The sequence below is a fragment of the Enterobacter cloacae complex sp. 402C9 genome, assembly GCF_050030745.1.
Lineage (GTDB): Bacteria > Pseudomonadota > Gammaproteobacteria > Enterobacterales > Enterobacteriaceae > Enterobacter > Enterobacter intestinihominis.
In genome coordinates, this window is record NZ_JBLGUW010000001.1 from 2,073,366 (window position 1) to 2,095,267 (window position 21,902).

Below are 21,902 nucleotides of genomic sequence, written 5' to 3' on the forward strand. Positions count from 1 at the left end.
TGTTGTGTTGTGTTGTGTTGTGTTTTTTTTATTTTAAAGGTGACGGTGTCACGTCCTGCGGGATCGGACACTCGTACGGTTTTTGTGTTATGTGTTGTTCAAATTCTTCCCGACATTTTCGCAGCAGGTCGGCATCCTGAAGCAGATGCAGCGCGGTCGCGCCCATCACTTTTCCGGCCAGCAGCATGCCTTTATGGGCAATAGAGGTACGCCCCTGCGCCACCAATTGCCAGGTATGCAGCGGGGTGCCGACGGTAAAACAGGGGCTAAAGCACTGTGCGACAGGCATCTTCCAGCTGACATCCCCCACGTCGGTGGAGCCAGCCAGCACGTTATCGGTGATGGCGTAAGGGGCAACTTCATCCACCAGCAGCGTCTCCTGATGGCGTCGGGCAAAGGCTTTTCCCTCTTCGGCTCCCGTTGCGGCAATGTTTTTCAGGCTGTTTTGCAGGTCGTTTGCCGTGAGCGTGGCGCGGATTTCACGGGCAAATTCGCGTTCTTCTTCCGTCCAGTCCGGCGTGCCGTAATGCTGCAATGCGCGGTACATGGCCGCTTCGAGCGTACGGTTCGGCAGATAGCTGGAGCAGGCTTTATCAAAGCGACACTCGACTGTGGTTTCGGTCATCATCGCCGCGCCCTTGGCGATTTTCTCGATGCGCGCGTAGATCTGCTGCGCATCGGCCATCTCCGGGGCGCGGATCAGGTACAGCACTTCTGCCTGGGCCTGCACCACGTTAGGCGAAATTCCGCCGGTATCGGTGATGGCGTAATGAACGCGCGCTTTTTCAATGATGTGTTCGTTGAGGAAGTTTGTGCCGGTGGTCATCAACGTCACGGCATCCAGCGCGCTACGTCCCAGATGTGGGGAGTTTGCGGCGTGGGCGGCGATCCCCTTAAACCGCCAGGCGGCCTGAATATTGGCCAGCGTGCTGACGTTAAACATCCCGGCAAAGGCTTCCGGATGCCAGGTCACGGCAGCGTCCACGTCGTCAAATAATCCTTCACGCACCATAAAGGTTTTACCAGAGCCGCCTTCCTCGCCGGGGCAGCCGTAAAATCGTACCGTTCCGCTGCCGCCGTGCTGTTCCAGCCAGCTTTTCACCGCCACCGCACCGGCAAAGGCAGCAGTACCCAACAGGTTATGCCCGCAGCCATGGCCGTTAGCCCCCGGGGTGGCGGATTGCGCCGTCGCGCAGTGCGCCTGCTGGCTCAACCCGGCCAGGGCGTCGTATTCGCCCAGAAGGGCGATAACGGGCTTGCCGCTGCCGTAGCTGGCAATAAAGGCGTTGGGAATGCCTCCGGCTTCCCGCATCAGGGTAAAGCCCTCGGCTTCCAGCGCGCTGGCAAGCCGTTCGGCGGACCAGAACTCTTCAAAGCGCGTTTCGGGATGATCCCAGATGTCGTCGGCAATATCGGTAAACGTCTGACATCGCGTGTCGATGGCATCAGCGATAAAAGCGTAGTTCTCCTGCATTACACACCTCGCGTCCACGGGAAATTAAGCGCAGTTCGCGCCAGTGTTTCGATGGCAACGTTCATCACCTGCTCATCAAAATCGAATTTTTCGTTGTGATGTCCGGCGCTCAGTTCGGTGCCGAAGACCATATACGAGGCCATGCCGCCGTTCTGCTGCACGCGGGCCATCATTAGCGTGGCATCTTCGGAGCCCGCAGGCGCTTTGACCTTATTAATGGCATGAGTCACGCCGGGCACCTGGCTTGCCTGTTCGCGCAGATAATCGACCCAGGCCGGGGAGGGGGCACTGGAGGTCGCCGCCCCCATCAGGTTTATCCCGGCTGTTACGCCGTAGAGTGCTGCCGCGCCGGTAATCACCGCCTGCGCGCGATCGAAGACATACTGATTAATTGCCTCGCTTTCACCGCGGGTTTCAACCTTAAGCAACGCATCAGCCGGAACCACGTTGCGTCCGCTGCCCGCCTGCATGACTCCGACGTTAACCCGGGACGCGCCTTCGCTGTGTGGCGCGATGCCATGCAGCGCGATTGCGGCCTGGGCCGCCGCGAGCAGGGCGTTACGGCCCTCTTCCGGTTTACCACCAGCGTGTGCGGCAACGCCGGTAAAGCGCACGTCAAATTTGGTGGTCGCCATGAAGTTATCGCTGCCGCAGATCACCGTCCCTTCCGGAACGCCAGTTCCAATATGAATGGCGGTAAAGTAGTCCACGTCGTCCAGCGCCCCTGCAGCGACCATAGCGCGGGCGCCGCGCGTACCCTCTTCGGCAGGCTGGAAGATCAGTTTGATGGTGCCGTTGAGCTGGGCTTCATACTGCTTAAGCACCTGCGCCAGCCCCAGACCAATGGTGGTGTGGCCGTCGTGCGCGCAGGCGTGCATCATGCCCGGGTTGCAGGAGGCAAAACCGTCGCGGTACGGCCGGTGGCTGTCGTCATGCGCTTCGCTCAGATCAAGCGCATCCATGTCCACGCGAAAGGCCAGCGTCGGGCCGGGGCGACCAGTATTCAGGGTCGCGACAATGCCGGTGAACCCGCCTTCGAACGGCGCGAGCCATTTTTCCGGTGCGCCTTGCGCGCGGGCGCGGGCAAATTCCCGCGCCAGGGTTGCGTCATCGGGCAACCCCATCCGGCTTTCGGCATCCACGACATCGCGACCCATCGCCAGCTCGTAACCCAGCGAGTCCAGGATCTCCGAGACTTTCGCGGCAGTGCGAAACTCCACCCAGCCGGATTCCGCGAAATGGTGAAAATCGCGACGCCATGCGCTCAGTTGGGGGGCTAATGTATGGATGTACTGCGCCAGTGCGTTCATATCTTTTCCTGTCATCATTAAAATATGTGAACTGCTTCACGCTGTGATAGTTTTTACTTATCACTAAGCGATTTTTCACAGTTTTAACCGTTCAGGAATTACCCTCGCACATCCAATTCCATTAAAGTAGATGACAGTTTCTTTACTCTGATAAACAACGGTTATCGGTCGGGCTATGTCATTTCAGATTAAATTTCATCAAATTCGGGCTTTTGTTGAAGTGGCGCGTCAGGGCAGTATTCGCGGAGCCAGCCGGGTGCTGAATCTTTCGCAGCCCGCGCTGACTAAATCCATTAAAGAGCTGGAAGAGGGCATGGCGGCACAGCTGTTTGTGCGCCGGAGTAAAGGTGTCGCCCTGACCGAGTGCGGGGAAGGGTTTTATCACCGCGCTAATTTGATTCTGGAAGAGCTTCGCGCAGCGCAGGATGATATCCGTCAGCGTCAGGGGGAGCTGACCGGGCAGATCAATATTGGGATGGGTGCCAGCGTGGCGCGCAGCCTGATGCCCGCCGTTATCTCCCGTTTTCATGCGCAGCATCCTCAGATCAAGGTGCGGATTATGGAAGGTCAGCTGGTATCAATGATCAATGAATTACGCCAGGGTGAGCTGGACTTTACCATCAACACCTATTATCAGGGGCCTTACGATCACGAATTTACGTTTGAAAAACTCTTTGAGAAACCTTTTGCGGTATTTTGTCGGGAAGGACATCCGGCGTTGGGGGCTACCTCTATTAATGAACTTCTTCATTATAACTGGACAATGCCAACGCCGCGGGGAAGTTATTATAAGCAGCTTGAGGATATATTTCATCATCGCTCGCAGATACCGCGTATTGGCGTCGTTTGCGAAACCTTTTCGTCCTGTATTAGCCTTGTCGCACAAAGTGACTTCCTGAGCGTGCTGCCGCAGGAGCTGGGCTGCGACCCGCTGCTGGCGCACCGGCTGGTCATGCTGCCGGTTGTGGAAACACTTCCCAGAGCGGCCTATTATTTAATTCAGCGCCGTGATGCACGCCAGACGCCCCTGGCTGAATCATTAATTACACAATTCAGAAGGGAAGCGAGAAAAATAGTTTTATCGTGAAATTGCCAAAGAAAAAATAGAGCCTGTCCGACATCAGACAGACCCTACAGTACACACAGCAGTGCGTCCTTTCGCAAATCCTGGGTATTATATCCATGAGGCAGGTATATTTAGGTATAACATCTTTCCTGAAAAAAGAAAGGCGGCACGTCATTGGTTTTACAAAATTTCAACGCAAATCACTTATTTTAACTCTGCTGTAGCTTTAGTTAAGTAATATTTAAATAACTTTAATGGTAGCTATATATATTCATCAGATTAATATTTAACTTGTCCCTTGCGGTAAGGGTTATTGAGGCCCCTGCCCTGTGCAGGTATAGTACAAGCCCCGATGTGCCCGGAGGATTTCCATGAACCCTGACGACAAATCACTTTTTCTTGACGCCATGGAGGATGTCCAGCCCCTGAAACGCTGCACCGATATCCACTGGCAGCAAAGCCGTAATACCCGGGTTCGCCAGGAGATCGATACCGAGCAGCTCGACAACTTTCTCACACTGGGTTTCCTGGAACTCTTGCCGCTTGAAGAGCCGCTGATGTTCCAGCGCGAGGGCGTTCAGCAGGGCGTTATTGACAAGCTGCGCTCGGGTAAATACGCCCGACAGGCCAGCTTAAATCTGTTGCGTCAGCCCGCCGAACGCTGCCGCCAGATGCTGTACGCCTTCATTCGCCAGGCCAGCCGCGACGGTTTACGTAACCTGATTATCATTCACGGGAAGGGCCGCGAGCAGAATTCGCACCCGAACGTGGTGCGCAGTTATCTTGCCCGCTGGTTAACTGAGTTCGAGGACGTGCAGGCTTTCTGCGTGGCGCTGCCGCATCACGGCGGCAGCGGGGCATGTTATGTTTCACTCCGAAAATCCGATGAGGCGAAACAGGAGAACTGGGAACGTCACGCCAAGCGCAGCCGTTAACGGTAAGGCCTAGAACGTCTCCCAGTTTGTGTCACCTGAGGCACTGACCGTGGCGGGACGCAACAGTTGCGGTGCTTTTGTATTTTTTGGCCGCGGAGCGGTGTTTTCCTGCATGTTCAGCCGGAATGCCGCCACGGCCTGGCGCAGCTGTTCAGACTGATCTTCCAGCGCCGCCGCCGCCGTTGCCGACTCCTGTACCAGCGCGGCGTTTTGCTGCGTTACGCTGTCCATCTGCGAGACCGCCAGGCTGACCTGTTCAATACCGCGGCTTTGCTCGTCAGACGCCGACGAGATTTCAGCCATAATATCGGTTACGCGTGTCACGGCCGCGACGATCTCTTTCATGGTCGCACCCGCCTCGCTCACCTGTTCCGAGCCGGTATTCACCCGGCTGACGGAGTTTTCAATAAGCCCTTTGATCTCTTTTGCCGCCTCCGCGCTGCGGCTGGCCAGCGTCCGTACTTCGCCTGCCACCACCGCAAAGCCGCGGCCTTGTTCGCCGGCACGGGCGGCTTCAACCGCCGCGTTGAGCGCCAGAATGTTGGTCTGGAAGGCAATGCTATCGATAACGCCGGTGATATGCGCAATTTGCTGAGAACTGTCGGCAATGTCATTCATGGTACGCACTACATTATTCACCACCTGGCCGCCGCGTGCGGCGGTTTCAGACGCATTCTTTGCCAGCAGCGTCGCCTGACGAGCGTTATCCGAGTTCTGTTTCACCGTGGCCGTCAGCTCTTCCATGCTGGCGGCGGTCTCTTCCAGCGAGGCTGCCTGCTGCTCGGTTCGGGCGGAAAGGTCGTTACTCCCGGCGGCAATTTCTCCTGCGCCCGTGTAGATAGAATCTGTGCTGCCGCGCACGGCGCTGACGGTGCTGACCAGCGACTGTTGCATCTCATGCAGACCGGCGGCCAGCTGGCCCATTTCGTTGCGCCCGGTAATCGCGACGTTTTGCGTCAGATCGCCGCTCGCGATGGTGCGAATATGGTTCATGATGGCGTTGAGCGGTCTCAGGAGCAGGTGCTGTAAACCCTGCCAGATCACCACCAGCACGGCGATAACGGTCAGGAAGATCGCCGCCAGCGTCCACTGCATCTGGGTAAAGCTGTTCTGGTTCTCTTCGGCGGCGGCTTTCAGCAGCACGTTGTTTTCCGCGCGCCAGCGGGTATAGACCGCCTCCATCTCATCCTGCGCCTGCTGGGCGTCCAGGTCGCCATAGGCCTGATAGTTATCGGCGCGCAAGTACGCAATGGACAAGCGCATTACCTCGTGCATGTTCTTCCAGGCTTTCTGCATCTCTTCGGTGAGCGCGGCATTTTGCCCCTTCACCTGCGGAATCGCCTGCCAGTTTTTGTAATAGTCTTCGGCTTTGGCCAGCGAACCGTTCGCGGTGCCCAGCAGCGTATTGATTGCCGCGAGAGAGGCCGGGTCACGCTGGTTTTTCAGGTAGCGGATCGCCACGCGGGTGACGGTAACGCGCGTTTTCACCAGGGTGTTCACACTGTCGCTCAGGCTCTCCTGCTGGGCATTAAGCAACCCGGAGTTCTGAAAGTTGTGACGATCGTTGTTAACGGCAGAGTAGAACAACCCTCCCGTGACAACTTGCAGCAGACAGAATATGGTGAGGGCAAAGATAATACCGGTAATCACGTGCAGATTTTTCAGCATGGCGGTCATCCGTAATAGAAGAGGCAGGGTTACATCAATACTATCGTCGTAGCGAATTTAAACTTTAATTTTACTATTGCTTAACTAATGGTTTCGTTGCGGAACCTGTTGTAAACCCGGATCATTTTTATGAGGAAGGTCAGCATGAGCAGCATAGATAAATGCGGAACATTCACGCTCGGAACGCGTACGGTTAAACGGTTTGGCTATGGCGCGATGCAGCTTGCCGGACCTGGCGTTTTTGGTCCGCCAAAAGACAAAAATGCGGCGCTGGCGGTGTTGCGTGAAGCGGTAGAGTCGGGGGTAAATCACATTGATACCAGCGATTTTTACGGCCCCCATGTGACCAACCAGCTTATCTGCGAGGCGCTTCATCCGTACCGGGATGACCTTACGATTGTGACCAAGATCGGAGCCCGACGCGGCGAGGACGCCTCCTGGCTGCCGGCGTTTTCCGCCCAGGAGCTGACGCAGGCGGTGCATGACAACCTGCGCAACCTGAAGCGAGATGTGCTGGACGTGGTTAACCTGCGGATCATGTTTAGCGCCCACGGACCAGCGGAAGGCTCGATTGCCGCGCCGCTAAGCACCCTCGCGGAGCTGCAACAACAGGGGCTGGTTCGCCATATTGGGCTGAGCAACGTCACCGCTTCGCAGGTGGCTGAAGCGCAGAAGATGGTTTCCGTGGTATGCGTACAGAACATGTACAACGTGGTGAATCGCGGTGACGATGCGCTGGTAGATTCGCTGGCGCAGCAGGGGATTGCCTGGGTGCCGTTCTTCCCACTGGGTGGTTTCACGCCACTGCAATCTTCCGGACTACAGGCGGTGGCAGATTCACTGGATGCGACGCCTATGCAGGTGGCGCTGGCATGGCTGCTGCAACGCTCGCCAAATATCCTCTTGATCCCGGGTACTTCTTCGGTGGCGCATCTGCGTGAAAACCTGGCGGCAGCCGATCTGGTATTGCCGCCTGAGGCGCTGGAGACGTTAAATACGCTGGTGGAGTAATCCAGACAGCAGCAAAAGCCCGGGGGATTTTTCGGGCTTTTGCTGTTTATGACGCAATCTGATTCCTTTGGCGGTGAAGTGCTAACGCTTCCGCCACGATTTCCTGCTTACTTTTCCGTGTTTCATACGCAGTAATGCGGATGTACTCCATCAGCGCTGGATCGATGCGCGCACTTAACATCCTGAGATCGGCCTCCTTTGCTACACCGCGAGCAACACGCTTGTCGGGATAATCACGGGCTGGCATAGAAAACGTCCTCCAAAAATTGTCTTGTTAATTTGTGCTGTAAAATATGCGCTAGTCTTGGTGAAAAGTCAACGTGTAGTGAAAGCACAGTGAATTACTGTTTGGCTTTTCTGCGATTCAAGACTTCATTAAGTGATTTGATAGTGTTTGTATTGTCACGCTGTGAGTCCGCTTTGATGCGGAAAGTCACATTTTCAGTGCTGATAATGACGGAATGTTCAACGCACCAGACGCTCTAAAATTATTGATAATTTCTTCCTGAAACTTAACTCAGGTTTATCCCTGTGCTTATTCATGGTTATTGCTTAATTAAATCTTCTGTTTGAAGGCTCAGCTGTAAAAATCTGACGCTATAAGACCGGCCTTGGGGGAATCCTGATATTAATCCTTTAAGCAACTTCCGGCTGGTCATATATTCCAGCCTCGGTGACGTAGTTAGCGATATTCGCTATTTTAACCCTGTTAAACCCATGCAATTGCGCTGGTTTTCATTTCTTCCGACATAATAGATTTTGTCTACGGTCTCTTTTTAATTTATGCTTCGCATACGAACAATTAGCGTTGTGCAGGGTTTTAACATCGTGGCAGTTAATAAAACCCTGCTTTATATAAAGTAATCAGGAGATTCATTTTTATGTCAGACAATAATCCCCGCCCATTGGGCTGGTTAGGCCCGTGGTGCCTGCTGGTGGGTGTGGTACTTCTTGTGACGGGGCTGTTTTTTGCCATCGGCGGTTTTAAACTGGCTTCCCTAGGGGGGAGTTGGTACTTTCTCATTGCCGGGGTTTTCACGCTGCTCTCTGCAATTCAGTTTTTCCGCCGCAAATCCTCTGCCGTAGGGCTGTTTGCTCTGGTGTTTCTTGGCACCCTGATTTGGGCATTTTTCGATGCCGGACTCGACTTCTGGCCCCTGGTTTCCCGATTAATGGTACCCGCCGGGCTGATGGTGCTGGCAGCAGCCACCTGGCCTGCATTGCGTAAGCGTGAAGGAAAACCGTCCTCCACGAAAGGGGCGATGGCGGTCTGCGCGGTCCTTATTATCGGCATGGGCGTCACCTTTGTTCAGATGTTTCAACCCCATCCGACCGTGCCGTTTAGCGGCGAAAAGCGCCCGCTGGTGCCGGTAAAAGAAGAGGCGAAACAGCAGAACTGGGATCACTACGGTAATACGGCTGGCGGTAGTCGCTTTGTGGCGCTGGACCAGATAACCCGTGACAACGTGAAAAACCTGAAACCGGTCTGGACCTACCATACCGGTGATATTCCGCAAAGTCCGGATGGCAATGGCGCAGAAGATCAGCAAACGCCGCTACAGGTAGGCGATCGTGTCTTCCTCTGTACGCCGCATAACAACGTGATCGCCGTGGATGCCGATAGCGGGAAAGAGATCTGGAAAGCGGAAATCAACGCTAAGTCTGCAATCTGGATGCGCTGCCGTGGCCTGGCGTACTTTGATGCCACCAAACCGCTGGCACAGCCAACGGTAGCCGGCTCCACACCGGTTCTGCCAGCGCAGGTCGCACCGGGCGCGGCATGCCAGCGCCGTATCCTGATGAATACCATTGACGGTAAGCTGATCGCGTTAGACGCCGATAACGGCAAATTCTGCCCGGACTTCGGTACTAACGGCAGCGTTAACTTGCATGAAGGAATGGGCGACGCGTCAGATCCAACCTATGTGTTGACGTCGGCCCCGACGCTGGCGGGTACCACGGTCGTGGTTGGCGGCCGCGTTGCGGATAACGTCAGCACCGATATGCCGGGCGGCGTAATACGTGGTTATGACGTGATCACCGGCCAGCTGCGCTGGGCGTTCGATCCGCGTAATCCGGATCCGAACTATGTTCTGAAGCCGGGCGAACACTACAAACGCAGCTCCGCAAACTCCTGGGCCCCTATGTCCTGGGATGCGTCGATGAATACCGTGTTTATCCCGATGGGAAGTTCCTCTGTCGACCTGTGGGGCGCTGACCGTATTCCGGAAGATCACAAATACGCCACCTCAATTCTCGCGCTGGATGCGACTACCGGGAAAGAGAAGTGGGTATACCAGACCGTGCATAACGACCTCTGGGATTTCGATATCCCGATGCAGCCGAGCCTGGTTGATTTCCCAACGAAAGAGGGCAACAAGCCCGCGGTGGTGGTGGGCACTAAAGCGGGGCAAATTTACGTTCTCGATCGCCTGACGGGTAAACCGCTCACTGAAGTGAAAGAGGTTCCGGTAAAACCAGCGGATATTCCACGTGAACAGTACCCGGCAACGCAGCCTCGCTCTGTGGGGATGCCGCAGATTGGCGCTGAAACCCTGAAAGAATCGGATATGTGGGGGGCGACGCCGTTTGACCAGCTGGCCTGTCGTATCAGCTTCAAATCAATGCGTTATGACGGTCTGTACACGATGCCGGGAACCGATATTTCCCTGAGCTTCCCGGGCTCGCTGGGGGGGATGAACTGGGGCAGTTTGTCCACCGATCCGAACAACCAGTATATCTTCGTCAATGACATGCGTCTGGGCCTGTGGGTTCAGCTGATTAAGCAAGATCCGCAGAGCGCGGTGGCAAACACGGGCGGTGAAGCCGTGAACGCCGGGATGGGCGCCGTTCCGATGAAAGGAACGCCGTATTCGGTCAACAAAAACCGTTTCATGTCACCGCTGGGCATTCCGTGCCAGAAACCACCGTTTGGCTCTCTCTCCGCCATTGACCTGAAAACGCAGAAAATCGTCTGGCAGGTGCCGGTCGGTACCGTACAGGATACCGGTCCGTTTGGGGTAAAAATGCGTATGCCAGTGCCTGTCGGTATGCCGACGCTGGGCGGTACGCTGGCCACGCAGGGCGGTCTGGTCTTCATTGCGGGAACCCAGGATTACTACCTGCGCGCCTTTGATTCCTCTACGGGGGAAGAAGTGTGGAAAGCGCGTCTTCCGGTGGGTAGCCAGGGCGGACCTATCAGCTATGTATCACCGAAAACCGGCAAACAGTACATTCTGATCTCTGCTGGCGGAGCACGCCAGTCGCCGGATCGTGGTGACTACGTGATTGCCTACGCGCTGGATAAATAACAGCGAAATAAGCAACCTGGCCCCGTCGAAGTACGGGGCTTTTTTTGACTAAAAACCACGGATATGAAGAAAGCGGCGGGTCCGGTCAGCCCGTGAAAAGCACCCGCCAGCGACGGCGATGGCGAGTCATCTCGCGCCATAGTGCGATTATCTCGTCATGTTGCAGGGCATCAACAGCCTGCGGTGTTAACACCGGTAAACCATAGCGCTGGCGCAGGGCGGCTACTGCCGTGGCGCTGGCATTCATCGGTGACCGGATTTGCATCGCCAGCTGCTGTCGCAATACGCTGAACGCCGTCTCATCGCACAGAGTCAGCTCACGCAAAAATTGTTTGCAGCAACCCAACAGGTTCACGGGAGAGCGGTCAGGCGACTGTAACGCCAGCAGCAGGCCATCGCGATCGGCAATACGCTGATAACGACAGCTGACCACGTAGCCAATCTGCTGTTCCACGCGCAGGCGCTGGAAAAATTGCGGTTCGCAGCATAATGCCAGCAGCCGCAGCGCGGCGAGCGACGCGCCCGGCGGCAGGGGAATAAACACCAGCAGCGCCGAATCCGCGCTGGCGTGCGGAATGTGTTCGATCCCGCTGGGACAACCGCTTAATGGCGTCGGCTTAGCGTTAACCGGCGCCCGGAGCAGGCCAAGCTGCCGGGCTAACCCGTGCGCGTGTGCGACGCTGCCGCCAACTAGCGCCGCCAGCCAGCCGTCCCGTGGCGGATCCGATGCCAGACGTTCAGGCAATTGCTGAAGCAGCTCACGGATGGCAATGCCTTCTGGCACTGGCGTAAGAGCCGGGGCGGGGTGGGAGAGGCGATCGATTATCGCCCCGATGATGTGTTCCGCCGTAGCTACGGCGTCAGGAAGCCGCAGGGTGAGCTGCCAGCTACCGTCAACCGTTTGCCACTCGCCGCTGCCGTCAATATGGCGCAGTTCAGCAAGAAGAGGGCGTAACTGTTTGCCCATCGCCACCCCCTGCGCCCGTTCCACGCACGAATAAAAAGGCCTGCGCAGGATCAGCGTTGGCGGTTGTGTCTGCGCCGACAAATGCAGCAGCGGAGCGGCTTCTGACGTCGGGGCTGGCGTAACATACCTGGCAGTCTGCGGGTAGAAGGAAAACGCGATGGGGCTATCATCTGCAACCGGCTGGCGACGCCAATGGCTAAGCGGCAGAGCAAACCCCTGGCTGGCGATAATTTCAGCGGTTTCAATTTTTTTGCAGGCCAGATACGAGGTGGGCGCCGCCAGTAAATCGGCACAAAAGGCGGAAAAACTTACGGGCGCCGCACCGGGCGCAAAACCGAACGCCCGCTGGCGCAGCTGCTCCAGCGTCGGCAGGGCGCTAAAACGCTGCTGTGCCAGCCGATAATAATGCCGCTGCTGCTCATCCGTCGTTTGCTGTAGCGCCCGTAGCCAGTGGGTAATATGCGGGTCAATCTCCTCGGGTCGTTCGCTATCAACCGTTAGCGCCAGCCAGCCGTTATCGTTATCCTGATAAAGCCAGTTCAGGGCGACATCTTCTGCCAGCCCTCGCGCCCGCAGCCCGGCAATCAGGCTTCCGGGGGCGTCGTCCAGTAAAAACTCCCGAAATAAGGTGACGCTGTCACTTTTTCGAATTAACGGACAACGCCACAGTGCGGGTCGCTCTGTCACTGCCAGCTGAAAATCTCCCTCAGCGCTAAGACGCAACGGGGGAGCGGTTTCAGGCATGCCACCAGAAGCAAAACCGGACGCAAACGTATGGGCAAGCTCGGCCAGCGCATCCAGCGTTTGCGGCCCTTGCAGCCACAATTGCAGGTGTCCGGCCACATAATAGCGCCGATGAAAGTCGCGCAACGCGGTTTGCAGCGATCCCGTGTCCTGCCCCAGAGAATCCTGGCTACCTACCTGAAAACGGCGAAAAACTGTGGGTTCTTCCATCGCGTGGCGTGCCGCCGCTTCGCGCCTGGCGGAATCATGCTGCTGGATGAGCCGGTTTTCCGCATCAATGACCGCCACTTCGCGCTGTATGTCATCGCATGAAAGCAGCGGCGCCTGCAACATATCCCGCAGTCGTACGATGCCGTCGGACAGGTTATCGGCGGCCACATCGAAGAAAAATGCGCTGTGGCGAGCCAGCGTGGTGGCATTGACGCTACCGCCCTGACGCTGGACCCAGGCCATGAGTCGATCGTCGCCCTGATAGCGCTGGCTACCGCGGAACAGCAGGTGCTCAAGTAAATGCGCAAGACCGGCGAAGCGCGGTGGCTCGTGATGGCTTCCGGCACTCACGCGCGCAAGCGCCGCCGCGCGTGTCGCCTGCGGCTGATGCACCAGCGTTGCGCGTAAACCGCCTGCCAGTTCCACGATGCGGGTGGTCATTATTGTTACAGTTCCCGGGTTTTATAGATAAGCTGCGAACGGGTACGGTTGCGGAACTGAAGCTGACCGATCTTCATATCACTACAGGCTGCTTCGCGTCGCGCGTCCAGAATTTTATGATGATGCGGCGATTTGCTGCACACCGGATCGGCGTTATCCGTATTCCCGGTGAGCATAAAGGCCTGGCAGCGGCAGCCGCCGAAGTCCTTCTCCTTTTCATCGCAGGAGCGGCACGGCTCCGGCATCCAGTCAAACCCGCGATAGCGGTTGAAGCCGAAAGAGTCATACCAGATGGATTCCAGACTCTGATCAAGCACCGAGGGGAACTCCACCGGCAGCTGGCGCGCGCTGTGGCAGGGCAGCGCCGTGCCTTCCGGGGTCACGCTGAGGAAAATCGACCCCCAGCCGCCCATACAGCCTTTTGGTCGCTCTTCGTAATAATCAGGGGTGACGAACAGCAGGTTGGTCAGATTGCCGCTGGCGGCCATTTTTTGCCGATAGTCGGCAACCACGCGTTCCGCGCGGGCGATCTGTTCTCGCGTCGGCAAAAGGCCCTGACGATTAAGGAACGCCCAACCGTAGAACTGGCAGGTGGCAAGTTCGACGTCGTCGGCGTCCAGTTCGATGCACAGCTCGATGATTTTATCGATCTGGTCGATGTTGTGCCGGTGCAGGACGAAATTCAGCACCATCGGGTAATCGCGCGCTTTGACCGCTTTGGCCATCGCCAGCTTCTGCTGGAAGGCTTTTTTATTCCCCGCCAGCGCAGCGTTGAGCACTTCATCGCTGGCCTGGAAGCTAATCTGGATATGGTCCAGACCGGCCTCGCTGAACGCGTCGAGCTTGCTTTCCGTCAGGCCAATTCCCGAGGTGATCAGGTTGGTATAAAAACCGAGATCGCGGGCGGCGCGGATCAGCTCCGGCAGATCTTTACGCGTCAACGGTTCGCCGCCGGAAAAACCTATCTGCACGCTGCCCATCGCCCGCGCCTGGCGGAAAACCTCAATCCACTGTTCAGTGGTCAGCTCCTGATCCTGCCGGGCAAAGTCCAGCGGGTTAGAGCAGTAAGGACACTGTAGCGGACAGCGATAGGTCAGCTCCGCCAGCAGCCACAGCGGTGGATTGACGGCGGGTTTATTCTGGCTCACGGAAAATAATCCACTTCTGTTGATAAGCGATTTGCAGGAATTCTACGACGTCGTCATCCACGCCGCCGGCTTCCGGGAACCGTTCGTTGAGTATGGCAATGATGGCCGCCGCGTCGCGTTGGCCATCGACCAGTTCGAGGATTGCGGCCGCGGTCTCATTGAGTTTAGCCATGCCTTCCGGATAAAGGATGACATGGCTGTCCTGAGCGGCTTCCCATTGCAGGCGATAGCCGCGACGAAAGGCGACGATGGAGTTTTTTTGCATGCTTATACCAGTCGGGTTGTGTGCCAGGCCGCTTTGTCGGTGACCGTGTGATAAGGCGGACGCTGTAGCGCGTAGGCCATGGTCATCGCGTCGAGCATCGACCACAGGATATCGAGTTTGAACTGAAGGATCTCCAGCATCCGATTCTGCTTTTCTGCGCTATCGCAGTAACTCTTCGCCAGCTCCAGACCGTGTTCAACGTCGCGGCTGGCCTGGCTGAGGCGGCTGCGGAAATAAAAATAGCCTTCCTCTTTGATCCACGGATAGTGCTGCGGCCAGCTGTCGAGACGCGACTGATGAATTTGCGGGGCAAACAGTTCGGTGAGCGAACTGCATGCCGCCTCCTGCCAGTTGGCGCGGCGGGCGAAGTTAACGTAAGCGTCCACGGCGAAACGGACGCCGGGCAGCACGTGGCGTTCGCTGATTAAGTCGTCGCGGCTAAGCCCTACGGCTTCGCCCAGCTGTAGCCAGGCTTCGATCCCGCCGTCATGACCGTTGCTGCCGTCGTGATCGAGGATCCGCTGCACCCATTTTCGACGCGTGTGCGGATCCGGGCAGTTCGCCATAATGGCCGCGTCTTTCAGCGGGATCGTCGTCTGGTAGTAAAACCGGTTCGCTACCCAGCCCTGGATCTGCTCGCGGCTGGCCTCGCCGTTATGCATCGCGATATGGTACGGATGGTGAATATGATAGTAGGCGCCTTTCGCCCGGAGGGCGTGTTCAAACTCTTGCGGCGAGAGCGTTTCACGAATGTGCATAGTTAGTCCTGAAGCGTGATGGTCATCCCGTCCCAGCTCACTTCAATTCCCTGCTGCGTGAGGGCGTGACGCTGCGGCGACTGCTCGTTAAGGATCGGGTTAGTGTTATTAATGTGAATCAGAATCTTGCGCTTTGCCGGCAGTGAGGCCAGCAGCGCCATCATGCCGTGTTCATCGCCGAGCGCCAGATGGCCCATATCGCGGCCGGTATTGCGCCCGACGCCAGCGGCCTGCAGTTCATCGTCCTGCCAGACGGTGCCGTCAATCAGCAGACAGTCCGCTTTTTTAAGCCACGGCAGGATGTCGTCATCGGGTTCACCGAGACCCGGCGCGTAGAACAGCGTCTGACCGTTGCGGCGGTTTTCGATAAACAGCGCCACGTTATGCCCCGGCAGCGGGCGGTCGCGCCACGGCGAATAGGGCGGTGCGTTACTGGCGATGGGGACAGCGGTAAACTGCAAATCAGGGCAGGCTTCCACGCTAAAGGCGGCGAGCGGTGCGATCGGATGATGAATCAGGCCGCCGTTCCAGTGCCGGAGCATGGTAAAAATCGGGAATCCGCTGGAAAGGTCTTCATGCACCTCCGGCGTACACCATACCTGATGCGGACACCCCTCGCGCAGGCTGAGCAGCCCGGTGGTGTGGTCAATCTGGCTGTCGGTGAGAATAATGCCGCCAATATGCGTGCCGCGCAGAACCTCTTTCTTATTCAATTCTGGCGTATGGGCAATCTGCTGGCTGATATCGGGCGAGGCGTTACACAGTATCCACTCTTCGCCGTTATCGCTGACGATGATCGACGACTGGGTGCGGGGGGTCGCCTGAAGGGTACCGTTGCGCAAACCCTGACAGTTGGCGCAATTACAGTTCCACTGAGGGAAACCGCCGCCGGCGGCGGAACCGAGGACTTTAATAAACATGAAGATAGGCCAGGTAGTAAAACAAAAATGCCCGCACGGATGGCGGGCTGAGCGATTAGCGGTTGGAAATGTACAGCGTCACTTCCAGGCCAAGACGTAAATCAATAAAAGCAGGTTTCTTCCACATCGTATTTTCCTCTTTAAAAATGCAGCACCAACACCATTGTTTGTGCCAGTTTTGTGATGGTCATCAAATAATGCGTCACAGTGGGGCAAAGCTCAACCCGAAAGATGTAAGGAATTAACGTAATGTTTACAACGTAACCTATTGTTGCCAAACATTTTGCAATACCTTTTGCCAGTTGCCCCACAGCAGCTTATTCAGCACAAATTGATCATAGCCGCTGTCACGCAACGCGCTGATTAGCCGCGGTAAACCACTCACATCATGCAAATCATCAGGTAACGTGATGCCGTCAAAATCGGAGCCCAGCGCAACATGATCTTCGCCCATGATGTTAATAAGATAGTCGATATGGCGAACGATTGTGCTCAGCGGGGTATCGCTATCGCGTTTACCGTCGGCGCGCAGAAAGGCGTTGCCGAAATTGACCCCTGCCACGCCGCCGCTGTCGCGGATAGCCAGCAGTTGCCGATCGGTCAGATTACGCGGTTGCGGGCACAGCGTATGGGCGTTGGAATGGGTGGCGACCAGCGGTGAAGAGGAATGACGAGCAGTATCCCAGAACGCCTTTTCATTCATATGAGAAACGTCAATCAGCATGTTCAGGGCGTTAGCGTGCTTAATAAGGGCGATACCTTCTGCTGTAAGCCCTGGGCCGCTGTCCGGGCTGCCGGGAAAAGCCCCGTTAACGCCGGTGCCAAAACGGTTAGCAATGTTCCAGAAAGGCCCAATGCTGCGCACGCCAGCGGCATAGAAAGCCTGTAGATCGCCACCCTCGCCGTCAAAACCGCCCGCACCCTCAATATGCGCCACCATCGCCAGCACCTTATCCTGACGGCAGCGTTCGATATCTGCCGCGCTCAGGCACAATCGCGCCCGCCCATCGGAGTGTGCGACAAGCTGCTTGAGGATCGTCAACTGCTGCCAGAGAATGTCGATCGGTTGCCACGGCTCGCTGGCGTAGTGCGGCGCCATGCGGGCGATATACTCCTGCGGCGGCACGAACAGCGCGAACAGCCCGCCGGAAAATCCGCCTTGCTGCATGCGCGGATAATCGAGGTGTCCGTTCTCAATGCCGGAGAAGAAGGCCGTTACCGGATCCTGGCGATGGTGAAGCCATAAATTAAGCAACAGGTCATTGTGACCATCAAAAATCGCCATAGCGCATCCCACTGTTTTTTATTGCTGAAAAAGTTGCCTGGCACGATAACTGATTTGTCCTGTCCGGCAAGGAGAAACTTACAACTTAGCAGCAATTGTTAATATCACTTAACCGTGAGGAGATCCGCACATCATGTTGCGTGGCGAGGTAAGAGCATTTCCCGTTCCATCTGCGATTGCATCGCGTACGTTCCCTGAGCTACAGGGCTACGCTATACTTCGCCACTTTGAGTTATGCGTGGCAGGTAACGAAATATGCGGGAGAGCATTAATTTTATTTTCGTGGTGCTGTTTTTCACGGCACTGATTATGCTGATGCGCTTTTTCATCAGGCGTATTCGGCATCCAAAGCGCATCGTTGCCGACAGCCGGGGAATGAAAAAAATCTCTACCCATCCTTCCTGGTTTGGCGGATCGTCAGGTAAAACCTACTTTTATGATGAGCAGTATTTATACGAGGTCATAAATAGCGTCACCCGTAAAATTGAGCTGGCGGCTATCGTAAAAATTAAGCCGGGCTCGACAGTGGTAAATAACAGGCGGATCTGGTCTGTGAGCTATCTTGAGGGAGCCCGTGAAAAACAGGTGCAATTTTATAATAATCTGACGGTGTTTAATCAAAACTTTGCTGCGTTTTTAGAGGTTGTAAAACGCGTGAATCCTGAAGCCGATATTAAGGCCGTCTCCTTGTTCAATCTGTGACAGGAATACATTACCTTTATCTTTCTGACTGCCCATACGGCAGGTATGGGCAGTAAAGCTGCAGATATTACTTCTTCTTGTTCATCATCGCCTTGAGATCGGCAAAGGGGTTAAACGTGGCGACACCCACGTCTTTTTGCGCATCCTCACCTGCGACAACGGTGGTGCCATACTGATCCGCTTCGGTGTACTTTGAGTGTTCGTGGTCATGGCAAAACAGGCACAACAACTCCCAGTTACTGCCATCTTCCGGATTATTGGTGTGATCGTGGTCGATATGGTGGACCGTGAGTTCACGAAGATTCGAATACACAAACTCCCGCGAGCAGCGTCCACAGACCCACGGGTAAATTTTTAGCGCTTTTTCACGGTAGCCCCTTTCCAGCCGTGCGTAGTTTTTGGGGATCAGAGCCATTGCTGATGTTACCTGTTAAAAAAGAGAACAGTTCACACTATATCCCATTTTGAGATGCCAGGAGAATGCCTCCTCTGCGGGAAGGCAGCGTGCGATTTGCGTATTTCTGTCAGTTTATTTGAAGCATTCCGTTAAATAATCACCATTTATTCTCATCGGTTAATGCGTAGAGTAGGGATAACGCAATGCTTTATCAGGATACTCCACTATGAAAAAGATCGGATTTTTGTCGTTTGGTCACTGGACGCCGTCTTCCCAGTCCGGCACGCAAACCGCAGCTGACACGCTGCTGCAGTCCATCGATCTGGCTGTCGCCGCTGAAGAGCTGGGCGCGGACGGGGCTTATTTCCGCGTGCACCACTTTGCCCGCCAGCTCAGTTCGCCATTCCCCTTGCTGGCTGCGATAGGCGCGAAAACCAAACGCATCGAAATCGGTACGGGCGTGATCGACATGCGGTACGAGAATCCGCTGTATATGGCGGAAGATGCTGGCGCGGCAGATCTCATCTCCGGTGGACGATTACAGCTTGGTATCAGCCGGGGCTCCCCGGAGCAGGTGATTGATGGTTGGCGTTATTTTGGTTACGTGCCGCAGGACGGGGAAAACGAATCTGATATGGCGCGCCGTCACACTGAGGTACTGCTTGATGTATTACGCGGTGAAGGGTTTGCGAAGCCTAACCCACAGCCGATGTTCCCAAACCCGCCGGGATTGTTGCGTCTGGAGCCGCATTCAGAGGGCTTACGCGATCGTATCTGGTGGGGGGCTGGCTCCAATGCAACGGCAGTATGGGCGGCAAAACTGGGGATGAACCTGCAAAGCTCAACGCTGAAAGATGATGAAACCGGCGAGCCGTTCCATATTCAGCAGGCAAAACAGATCCGTGCCTACCGACAGGCCTGGGCCGAGGCAGGGCATACCCGTCAGCCACGCGTTTCGGTCAGCCGCAGTATTTTTGCCCTGATGGACGATCGCGACCGGATGTATTTCGGTTCAAGCCGCAATGAGAGCGACAGCGTTGGCTATCTGGATGAGAAAACGCGGGCCATTTTCGGACGCAGCTATGCCGCAGAGCCAGACAAGCTGATTGAACAGTTGAGAAAGGATGAAGCGATCGCGGAAGCGGATACGCTGTTGCTTACCGTGCCGAATCAGCTGGGCGTGGAATACAACGCACATGTGATCGAGTCCATCCTGAAACATGTCGCACCGGAAATGGGATGGCGCGATCGCAATGCGTAATCTGGCCCTCTGGTATCGCCGGTTTGGTGAGCCTGAATCGGTACTGCAAGCGGAAACCACACCATTGTCACCGCGACAGCCGGGAGAGATACGTGTGCGCATGCTTTTTTCTCCGGTGAACGCCTCCGATCTCATCCCCATCACCGGGGCATATCGCCATCGCACGCCGCTGCCCGCAATAGCCGGTTATGAAGGGGTCGGAATAGTGACCGAAACGCCCGCCGCTTACCCGGCGCTGCTGGGCAAGCGGGTTCTGCCGTTACGGGGGCAGGGAACCTGGCAGCGCTATGTCGACTGCCCGGTGGCGTATGCGGTTCCCGTCCCGGACGACGTCGACTCGCTTCTTGCCGCGCGGGCGTATATCAACCCGCTTGCCGCTCAGATGATGCTGGACCGCTATCCTCCGATCGGGAAAACGGTGCTGCTCACCGCTGCCGGTTCTGACTGCGCCGTTCTGCTCGGGCAATGGGCACGCCAGGCGGGTGCAGAGGCGGTTTACGGGATCCATCGCTCGCCCGTGCACGCTCAACGTCTGGCTGAAATGGGGATCGTCCCGATTGCGCAAGATGATACGGCCGCCGTCAACGCTGCCGCCGCGCAAGCGGAGGTGGTGTACGACGCCACGGGCGGCAGCCTGGCGGAGGCGATCCTGAGCGTGATGCCCGAAACCGGTACCTTTGTCTGCTACGGGCTACTCTCCGGGCAGACCTTCCGGCAGCTGCGGCCGTTGCCGCGCGTGGCGTGGTTTCACATTCGTAACTATCTGGACGCGCTGAGCGCTGAGGCGTGGCAGGCGGAGTTTCGGCGCATCTGGCCTAAACTGCGCGCCAGCCAGTGCAGCGATGTTACCCTCTACCCGCTGTCGGAATGGCAGCGGGCAGTGGGCAACTACCGCGAAGCGGGAAGAACGGGCAAGCCTATGCTGTCGATGGACAATTAATCGGCCTTATGGCTCATGTCGCTCAGCAGTACAGCGATACTTTGTCCACCGGCGGTCTGCTCCAGGCCAATTTTGACAATAATTGTCAGCGGAACGGAGAGCAGCATGCCGACAGGCCCGAGCAGCCAGCCCCAGAAAATCAGGGACAGGAACACAACAAGAGTTGAAAGCCCCAGCCCGCGTCCCATTATCCGTGGTTCGAGAATGTTCCCGAAGACAAGGTTAATCACCAGATAGCCTGCCAGCAGAATCAGGGCATCATACAAACCGCTGAAAACCAGCACCTGAAGGATAGGGGGGATCGCCGCCAGCACGGAGCCAATGTTAGGAATATAGTTGAGCGCAAAGGCCAGCAGCCCCCAGACGAAGGCAAAACGCACATCCAGCGCGGCGAGCATCCCCCAGACCACTAATCCCGTCACGAGGCTGATGGCCGTTTTCAGCACCAGATAGCGTGAAACGCTGTCGAGCGCGCGCTGAATAGCACCCATTCCCTCTACCGGACGCACCATGATGTGCTGGAGTTTTGCAGGCAGCTGTGGAACTTCCAGCAGCATAAACACAACCGTCAGGAACAGCAGGAAAATCGAGGTCATGGCGTTGGAGAGCTGTGCCAGCAGGCTGGTGACAATCGTCATGGCGGCATTCGGATCGATGTATTTAAGCAGTTCCTCAACCGAGACTTCGATACCCGCGCGTTGCAGCCAGGGTTCAATTTGCAGCAGCGGGGTCGCCAGGGAAGAGCGGTATGTCGGCAGCGTCCGCGCCAGCTCGTTCAGGGAGGTTCCCAGATAGGCGACTAACAGCACCATCGCAACGATAATAATACTGATAAGCAGGCTTATCGCCAGCACACGCGGGATGCGCAGCCGCACCATTCGCTGCACCAGTGGATTGAGGATCACCGCGATAAAAAGCGCCAGGATAAAGGGCACGATGATATCGGCCGCAAAACGAACGCCGTTCAGAATGATCACCAGCATGCCCAGCATGATGACGATCTTAAGCCCGTTGAGGGTGATAATGGGTTTGGCCATGGACGTTCCTGAACAGTTTTTTATTTATAATAGAGGGGAAAGCGGATTAAAA

20 protein-coding genes are annotated in these 21,902 nt (G+C 56.3%); 7 read left to right on the forward strand and 13 right to left on the reverse strand.

Features of this window, described 5'->3' with window-relative positions:
- Positions 1–28: 28 nt before the first annotated feature.
- Together ACQG1K_RS09945 and ACQG1K_RS09950 are read right to left on the reverse strand one after the other, a co-directional pair.
- The gene (locus tag ACQG1K_RS09945; protein WP_154051202.1) at positions 29–1,474 is read right to left on the reverse strand and encodes a M20 family metallopeptidase; all 1,446 of its coding nucleotides are present in this window, start codon (positions 1,472–1,474) and stop codon (positions 29–31) included.
- Positions 1,474–2,784, reverse strand: coding sequence for a M20 family metallo-hydrolase (locus tag ACQG1K_RS09950; RefSeq protein WP_367075197.1), 1,311 nt, complete (start codon positions 2,782–2,784; stop codon positions 1,474–1,476). The genes ACQG1K_RS09945 and ACQG1K_RS09950 overlap by 1 nt, the downstream gene beginning before the upstream one ends.
- A gap of 175 nt (positions 2,785–2,959) precedes the next feature.
- Between ACQG1K_RS09950 and ACQG1K_RS09955 the strand changes: the two genes are divergently transcribed.
- Both ACQG1K_RS09955 and smrA read left to right on the forward strand, forming a co-directional pair.
- Positions 2,960–3,871, forward strand: coding sequence for a LysR family transcriptional regulator (locus tag ACQG1K_RS09955; protein ID WP_046620072.1), 912 nt, complete (start codon positions 2,960–2,962; stop codon positions 3,869–3,871).
- A 350-nt stretch (positions 3,872–4,221) separates the two neighbouring features.
- Positions 4,222–4,785 carry a DNA endonuclease SmrA gene (smrA, locus tag ACQG1K_RS09960; protein WP_023299979.1) on the forward strand — a complete coding sequence of 188 codons (564 nt, stop codon included), beginning with the start codon at positions 4,222–4,224 and terminating at the stop codon, positions 4,783–4,785.
- A gap of 9 nt (positions 4,786–4,794) precedes the next feature.
- On the opposite strand, the gene tcp is transcribed toward smrA, so the two are convergent.
- Positions 4,795–6,453, reverse strand: a complete 1,659-nt coding sequence (gene tcp / locus ACQG1K_RS09965) for a methyl-accepting chemotaxis citrate transducer (protein ID WP_367075195.1) — start codon at positions 6,451–6,453, stop codon at positions 4,795–4,797.
- Positions 6,454–6,597: 144 nt separating this feature from the next.
- Between tcp and ACQG1K_RS09970 the strand changes: the two genes are divergently transcribed.
- Positions 6,598–7,464 carry an aldo/keto reductase family oxidoreductase gene (locus ACQG1K_RS09970; protein ID WP_023299981.1) on the forward strand — a complete coding sequence of 289 codons (867 nt, stop codon included), beginning with the start codon at positions 6,598–6,600 and terminating at the stop codon, positions 7,462–7,464.
- Positions 7,465–7,510: 46 nt separating this feature from the next.
- Here ACQG1K_RS09970 and ACQG1K_RS09975 read toward each other — a convergent pair whose 3' ends face one another.
- Entirely contained in the window at positions 7,511–7,711 is a 201-nt protein-coding gene (locus tag ACQG1K_RS09975) for a hypothetical protein (RefSeq protein WP_022647949.1), read from the reverse strand.
- 634 nt (positions 7,712–8,345) lie between these two features.
- Here ACQG1K_RS09975 and ACQG1K_RS09980 point away from each other — a divergent pair.
- Positions 8,346–10,775, forward strand: a complete 2,430-nt coding sequence (locus ACQG1K_RS09980) for a glucose/quinate/shikimate family membrane-bound PQQ-dependent dehydrogenase (protein WP_367075193.1) — start codon at positions 8,346–8,348, stop codon at positions 10,773–10,775.
- 85 nt (positions 10,776–10,860) lie between these two features.
- Here the strand turns inward: ACQG1K_RS09980 and pqqF are convergent, their stop codons facing one another.
- From pqqF to ACQG1K_RS10015, 7 genes are all read right to left on the reverse strand, one after another.
- Positions 10,861–13,137, reverse strand: a complete 2,277-nt coding sequence (gene pqqF / locus ACQG1K_RS09985; RefSeq protein WP_367075191.1) for a pyrroloquinoline quinone biosynthesis protein PqqF — start codon at positions 13,135–13,137, stop codon at positions 10,861–10,863.
- A gap of 5 nt (positions 13,138–13,142) precedes the next feature.
- Positions 13,143–14,285 carry a pyrroloquinoline quinone biosynthesis protein PqqE gene (gene pqqE, locus ACQG1K_RS09990; protein ID WP_367075189.1) on the reverse strand — a complete coding sequence of 381 codons (1,143 nt, stop codon included), beginning with the start codon at positions 14,283–14,285 and terminating at the stop codon, positions 13,143–13,145.
- Positions 14,272–14,550, reverse strand: coding sequence for a pyrroloquinoline quinone biosynthesis peptide chaperone PqqD (pqqD, locus tag ACQG1K_RS09995; RefSeq protein ID WP_003857508.1), 279 nt, complete (start codon positions 14,548–14,550; stop codon positions 14,272–14,274). Before pqqD ends, pqqE begins: the two co-directional genes overlap by 14 nt.
- Positions 14,551–14,552: 2 nt before the next feature.
- Positions 14,553–15,308 (reverse strand): pyrroloquinoline-quinone synthase PqqC, encoded by a 756-nt coding sequence (pqqC, locus tag ACQG1K_RS10000; RefSeq protein WP_023306095.1) that lies wholly within the window; start codon positions 15,306–15,308, stop codon positions 14,553–14,555.
- Positions 15,309–15,310: 2 nt separating this feature from the next.
- Positions 15,311–16,228 carry a pyrroloquinoline quinone biosynthesis protein PqqB gene (pqqB, locus tag ACQG1K_RS10005; protein ID WP_038415973.1) on the reverse strand — a complete coding sequence of 306 codons (918 nt, stop codon included), beginning with the start codon at positions 16,226–16,228 and terminating at the stop codon, positions 15,311–15,313.
- Between the two features lie 55 nt (positions 16,229–16,283).
- A complete protein-coding gene (gene pqqA, locus ACQG1K_RS10010; protein ID WP_002905689.1) occupies positions 16,284–16,355 on the reverse strand; it encodes a pyrroloquinoline quinone precursor peptide PqqA in 72 nt (23 codons plus the stop codon).
- Between the two features lie 138 nt (positions 16,356–16,493).
- Entirely contained in the window at positions 16,494–17,513 is a 1,020-nt protein-coding gene (locus tag ACQG1K_RS10015) for a dipeptidase (RefSeq protein ID WP_038415974.1), read from the reverse strand.
- 255 nt (positions 17,514–17,768) lie between these two features.
- Here ACQG1K_RS10015 and ACQG1K_RS10020 point away from each other — a divergent pair, with 255 nt between their 5' ends.
- Positions 17,769–18,215, forward strand: coding sequence for a hypothetical protein (locus tag ACQG1K_RS10020; protein WP_367075185.1), 447 nt, complete (start codon positions 17,769–17,771; stop codon positions 18,213–18,215).
- A gap of 67 nt (positions 18,216–18,282) precedes the next feature.
- Here the strand turns inward: ACQG1K_RS10020 and yajD are convergent, their stop codons facing one another.
- On the reverse strand, positions 18,283–18,630 hold the full coding sequence (yajD, locus tag ACQG1K_RS10025) for an HNH nuclease YajD (RefSeq protein ID WP_426720869.1): 348 nt from the start codon (positions 18,628–18,630) through the stop codon (positions 18,283–18,285).
- A 208-nt stretch (positions 18,631–18,838) separates the two neighbouring features.
- Between yajD and ACQG1K_RS10030 the strand changes: the two genes are divergently transcribed.
- Both ACQG1K_RS10030 and ACQG1K_RS10035 read left to right on the forward strand, forming a co-directional pair.
- Positions 18,839–19,873: an LLM class flavin-dependent oxidoreductase gene (locus ACQG1K_RS10030; protein WP_023299989.1), complete on the forward strand. Its 1,035-nt coding sequence runs from the start codon at positions 18,839–18,841 to the stop codon at positions 19,871–19,873.
- On the forward strand, positions 19,866–20,813 hold the full coding sequence (locus ACQG1K_RS10035; RefSeq protein ID WP_367075183.1) for a zinc-dependent alcohol dehydrogenase family protein: 948 nt from the start codon (positions 19,866–19,868) through the stop codon (positions 20,811–20,813). The genes ACQG1K_RS10030 and ACQG1K_RS10035 overlap by 8 nt, the downstream gene beginning before the upstream one ends.
- Here ACQG1K_RS10035 and ACQG1K_RS10040 read toward each other — a convergent pair.
- Positions 20,810–21,850 carry an AI-2E family transporter gene (locus tag ACQG1K_RS10040; RefSeq protein ID WP_367075181.1) on the reverse strand — a complete coding sequence of 347 codons (1,041 nt, stop codon included), beginning with the start codon at positions 21,848–21,850 and terminating at the stop codon, positions 20,810–20,812. The two genes, ACQG1K_RS10035 and ACQG1K_RS10040, sit on opposite strands and share 4 nt — an antisense overlap.
- Positions 21,851–21,902: the final 52 nt, after the last annotated feature.

Excerpts from the sequence above, each read along its gene's own strand:
- ACQG1K_RS09945 (WP_154051202.1), bottom strand. The coding sequence starts at position 1,474 with ATGCAGGAGAACTACGCTTTTATCGCTGATGCCATCGACACGCGATGT.
- ACQG1K_RS09950 (WP_367075197.1), bottom strand. The coding sequence starts at position 2,784 with ATGAACGCACTGGCGCAGTACATCCATACATTAGCCCCCCAACTGAGC.
- ACQG1K_RS09955 (WP_046620072.1), top strand. The coding sequence starts at position 2,960 with ATGTCATTTCAGATTAAATTTCATCAAATTCGGGCTTTTGTTGAAGTG.
- smrA (WP_023299979.1), top strand. The coding sequence starts at position 4,222 with ATGAACCCTGACGACAAATCACTTTTTCTTGACGCCATGGAGGATGTC.
- tcp (WP_367075195.1), bottom strand. The coding sequence starts at position 6,453 with ATGCTGAAAAATCTGCACGTGATTACCGGTATTATCTTTGCCCTCACC.
- ACQG1K_RS09970 (WP_023299981.1), top strand. The coding sequence starts at position 6,598 with ATGAGCAGCATAGATAAATGCGGAACATTCACGCTCGGAACGCGTACG.
- ACQG1K_RS09975 (WP_022647949.1), bottom strand. The coding sequence starts at position 7,711 with ATGCCAGCCCGTGATTATCCCGACAAGCGTGTTGCTCGCGGTGTAGCA.
- ACQG1K_RS09980 (WP_367075193.1), top strand. The coding sequence starts at position 8,346 with ATGTCAGACAATAATCCCCGCCCATTGGGCTGGTTAGGCCCGTGGTGC.
- pqqF (WP_367075191.1), bottom strand. The coding sequence starts at position 13,137 with ATGACCACCCGCATCGTGGAACTGGCAGGCGGTTTACGCGCAACGCTG.
- pqqD (WP_003857508.1), bottom strand. The coding sequence starts at position 14,550 with ATGCAAAAAAACTCCATCGTCGCCTTTCGTCGCGGCTATCGCCTGCAA.
- pqqC (WP_023306095.1), bottom strand. The coding sequence starts at position 15,308 with ATGCACATTCGTGAAACGCTCTCGCCGCAAGAGTTTGAACACGCCCTC.
- pqqB (WP_038415973.1), bottom strand. The coding sequence starts at position 16,228 with ATGTTTATTAAAGTCCTCGGTTCCGCCGCCGGCGGCGGTTTCCCTCAG.
- ACQG1K_RS10015 (WP_038415974.1), bottom strand. The coding sequence starts at position 17,513 with ATGGCGATTTTTGATGGTCACAATGACCTGTTGCTTAATTTATGGCTT.
- ACQG1K_RS10020 (WP_367075185.1), top strand. The coding sequence starts at position 17,769 with ATGCGGGAGAGCATTAATTTTATTTTCGTGGTGCTGTTTTTCACGGCA.
- yajD (WP_426720869.1), bottom strand. The coding sequence starts at position 18,630 with ATGGCTCTGATCCCCAAAAACTACGCACGGCTGGAAAGGGGCTACCGT.
- ACQG1K_RS10030 (WP_023299989.1), top strand. The coding sequence starts at position 18,839 with ATGAAAAAGATCGGATTTTTGTCGTTTGGTCACTGGACGCCGTCTTCC.
- ACQG1K_RS10035 (WP_367075183.1), top strand. The coding sequence starts at position 19,866 with ATGCGTAATCTGGCCCTCTGGTATCGCCGGTTTGGTGAGCCTGAATCG.
- ACQG1K_RS10040 (WP_367075181.1), bottom strand. The coding sequence starts at position 21,850 with ATGGCCAAACCCATTATCACCCTCAACGGGCTTAAGATCGTCATCATG.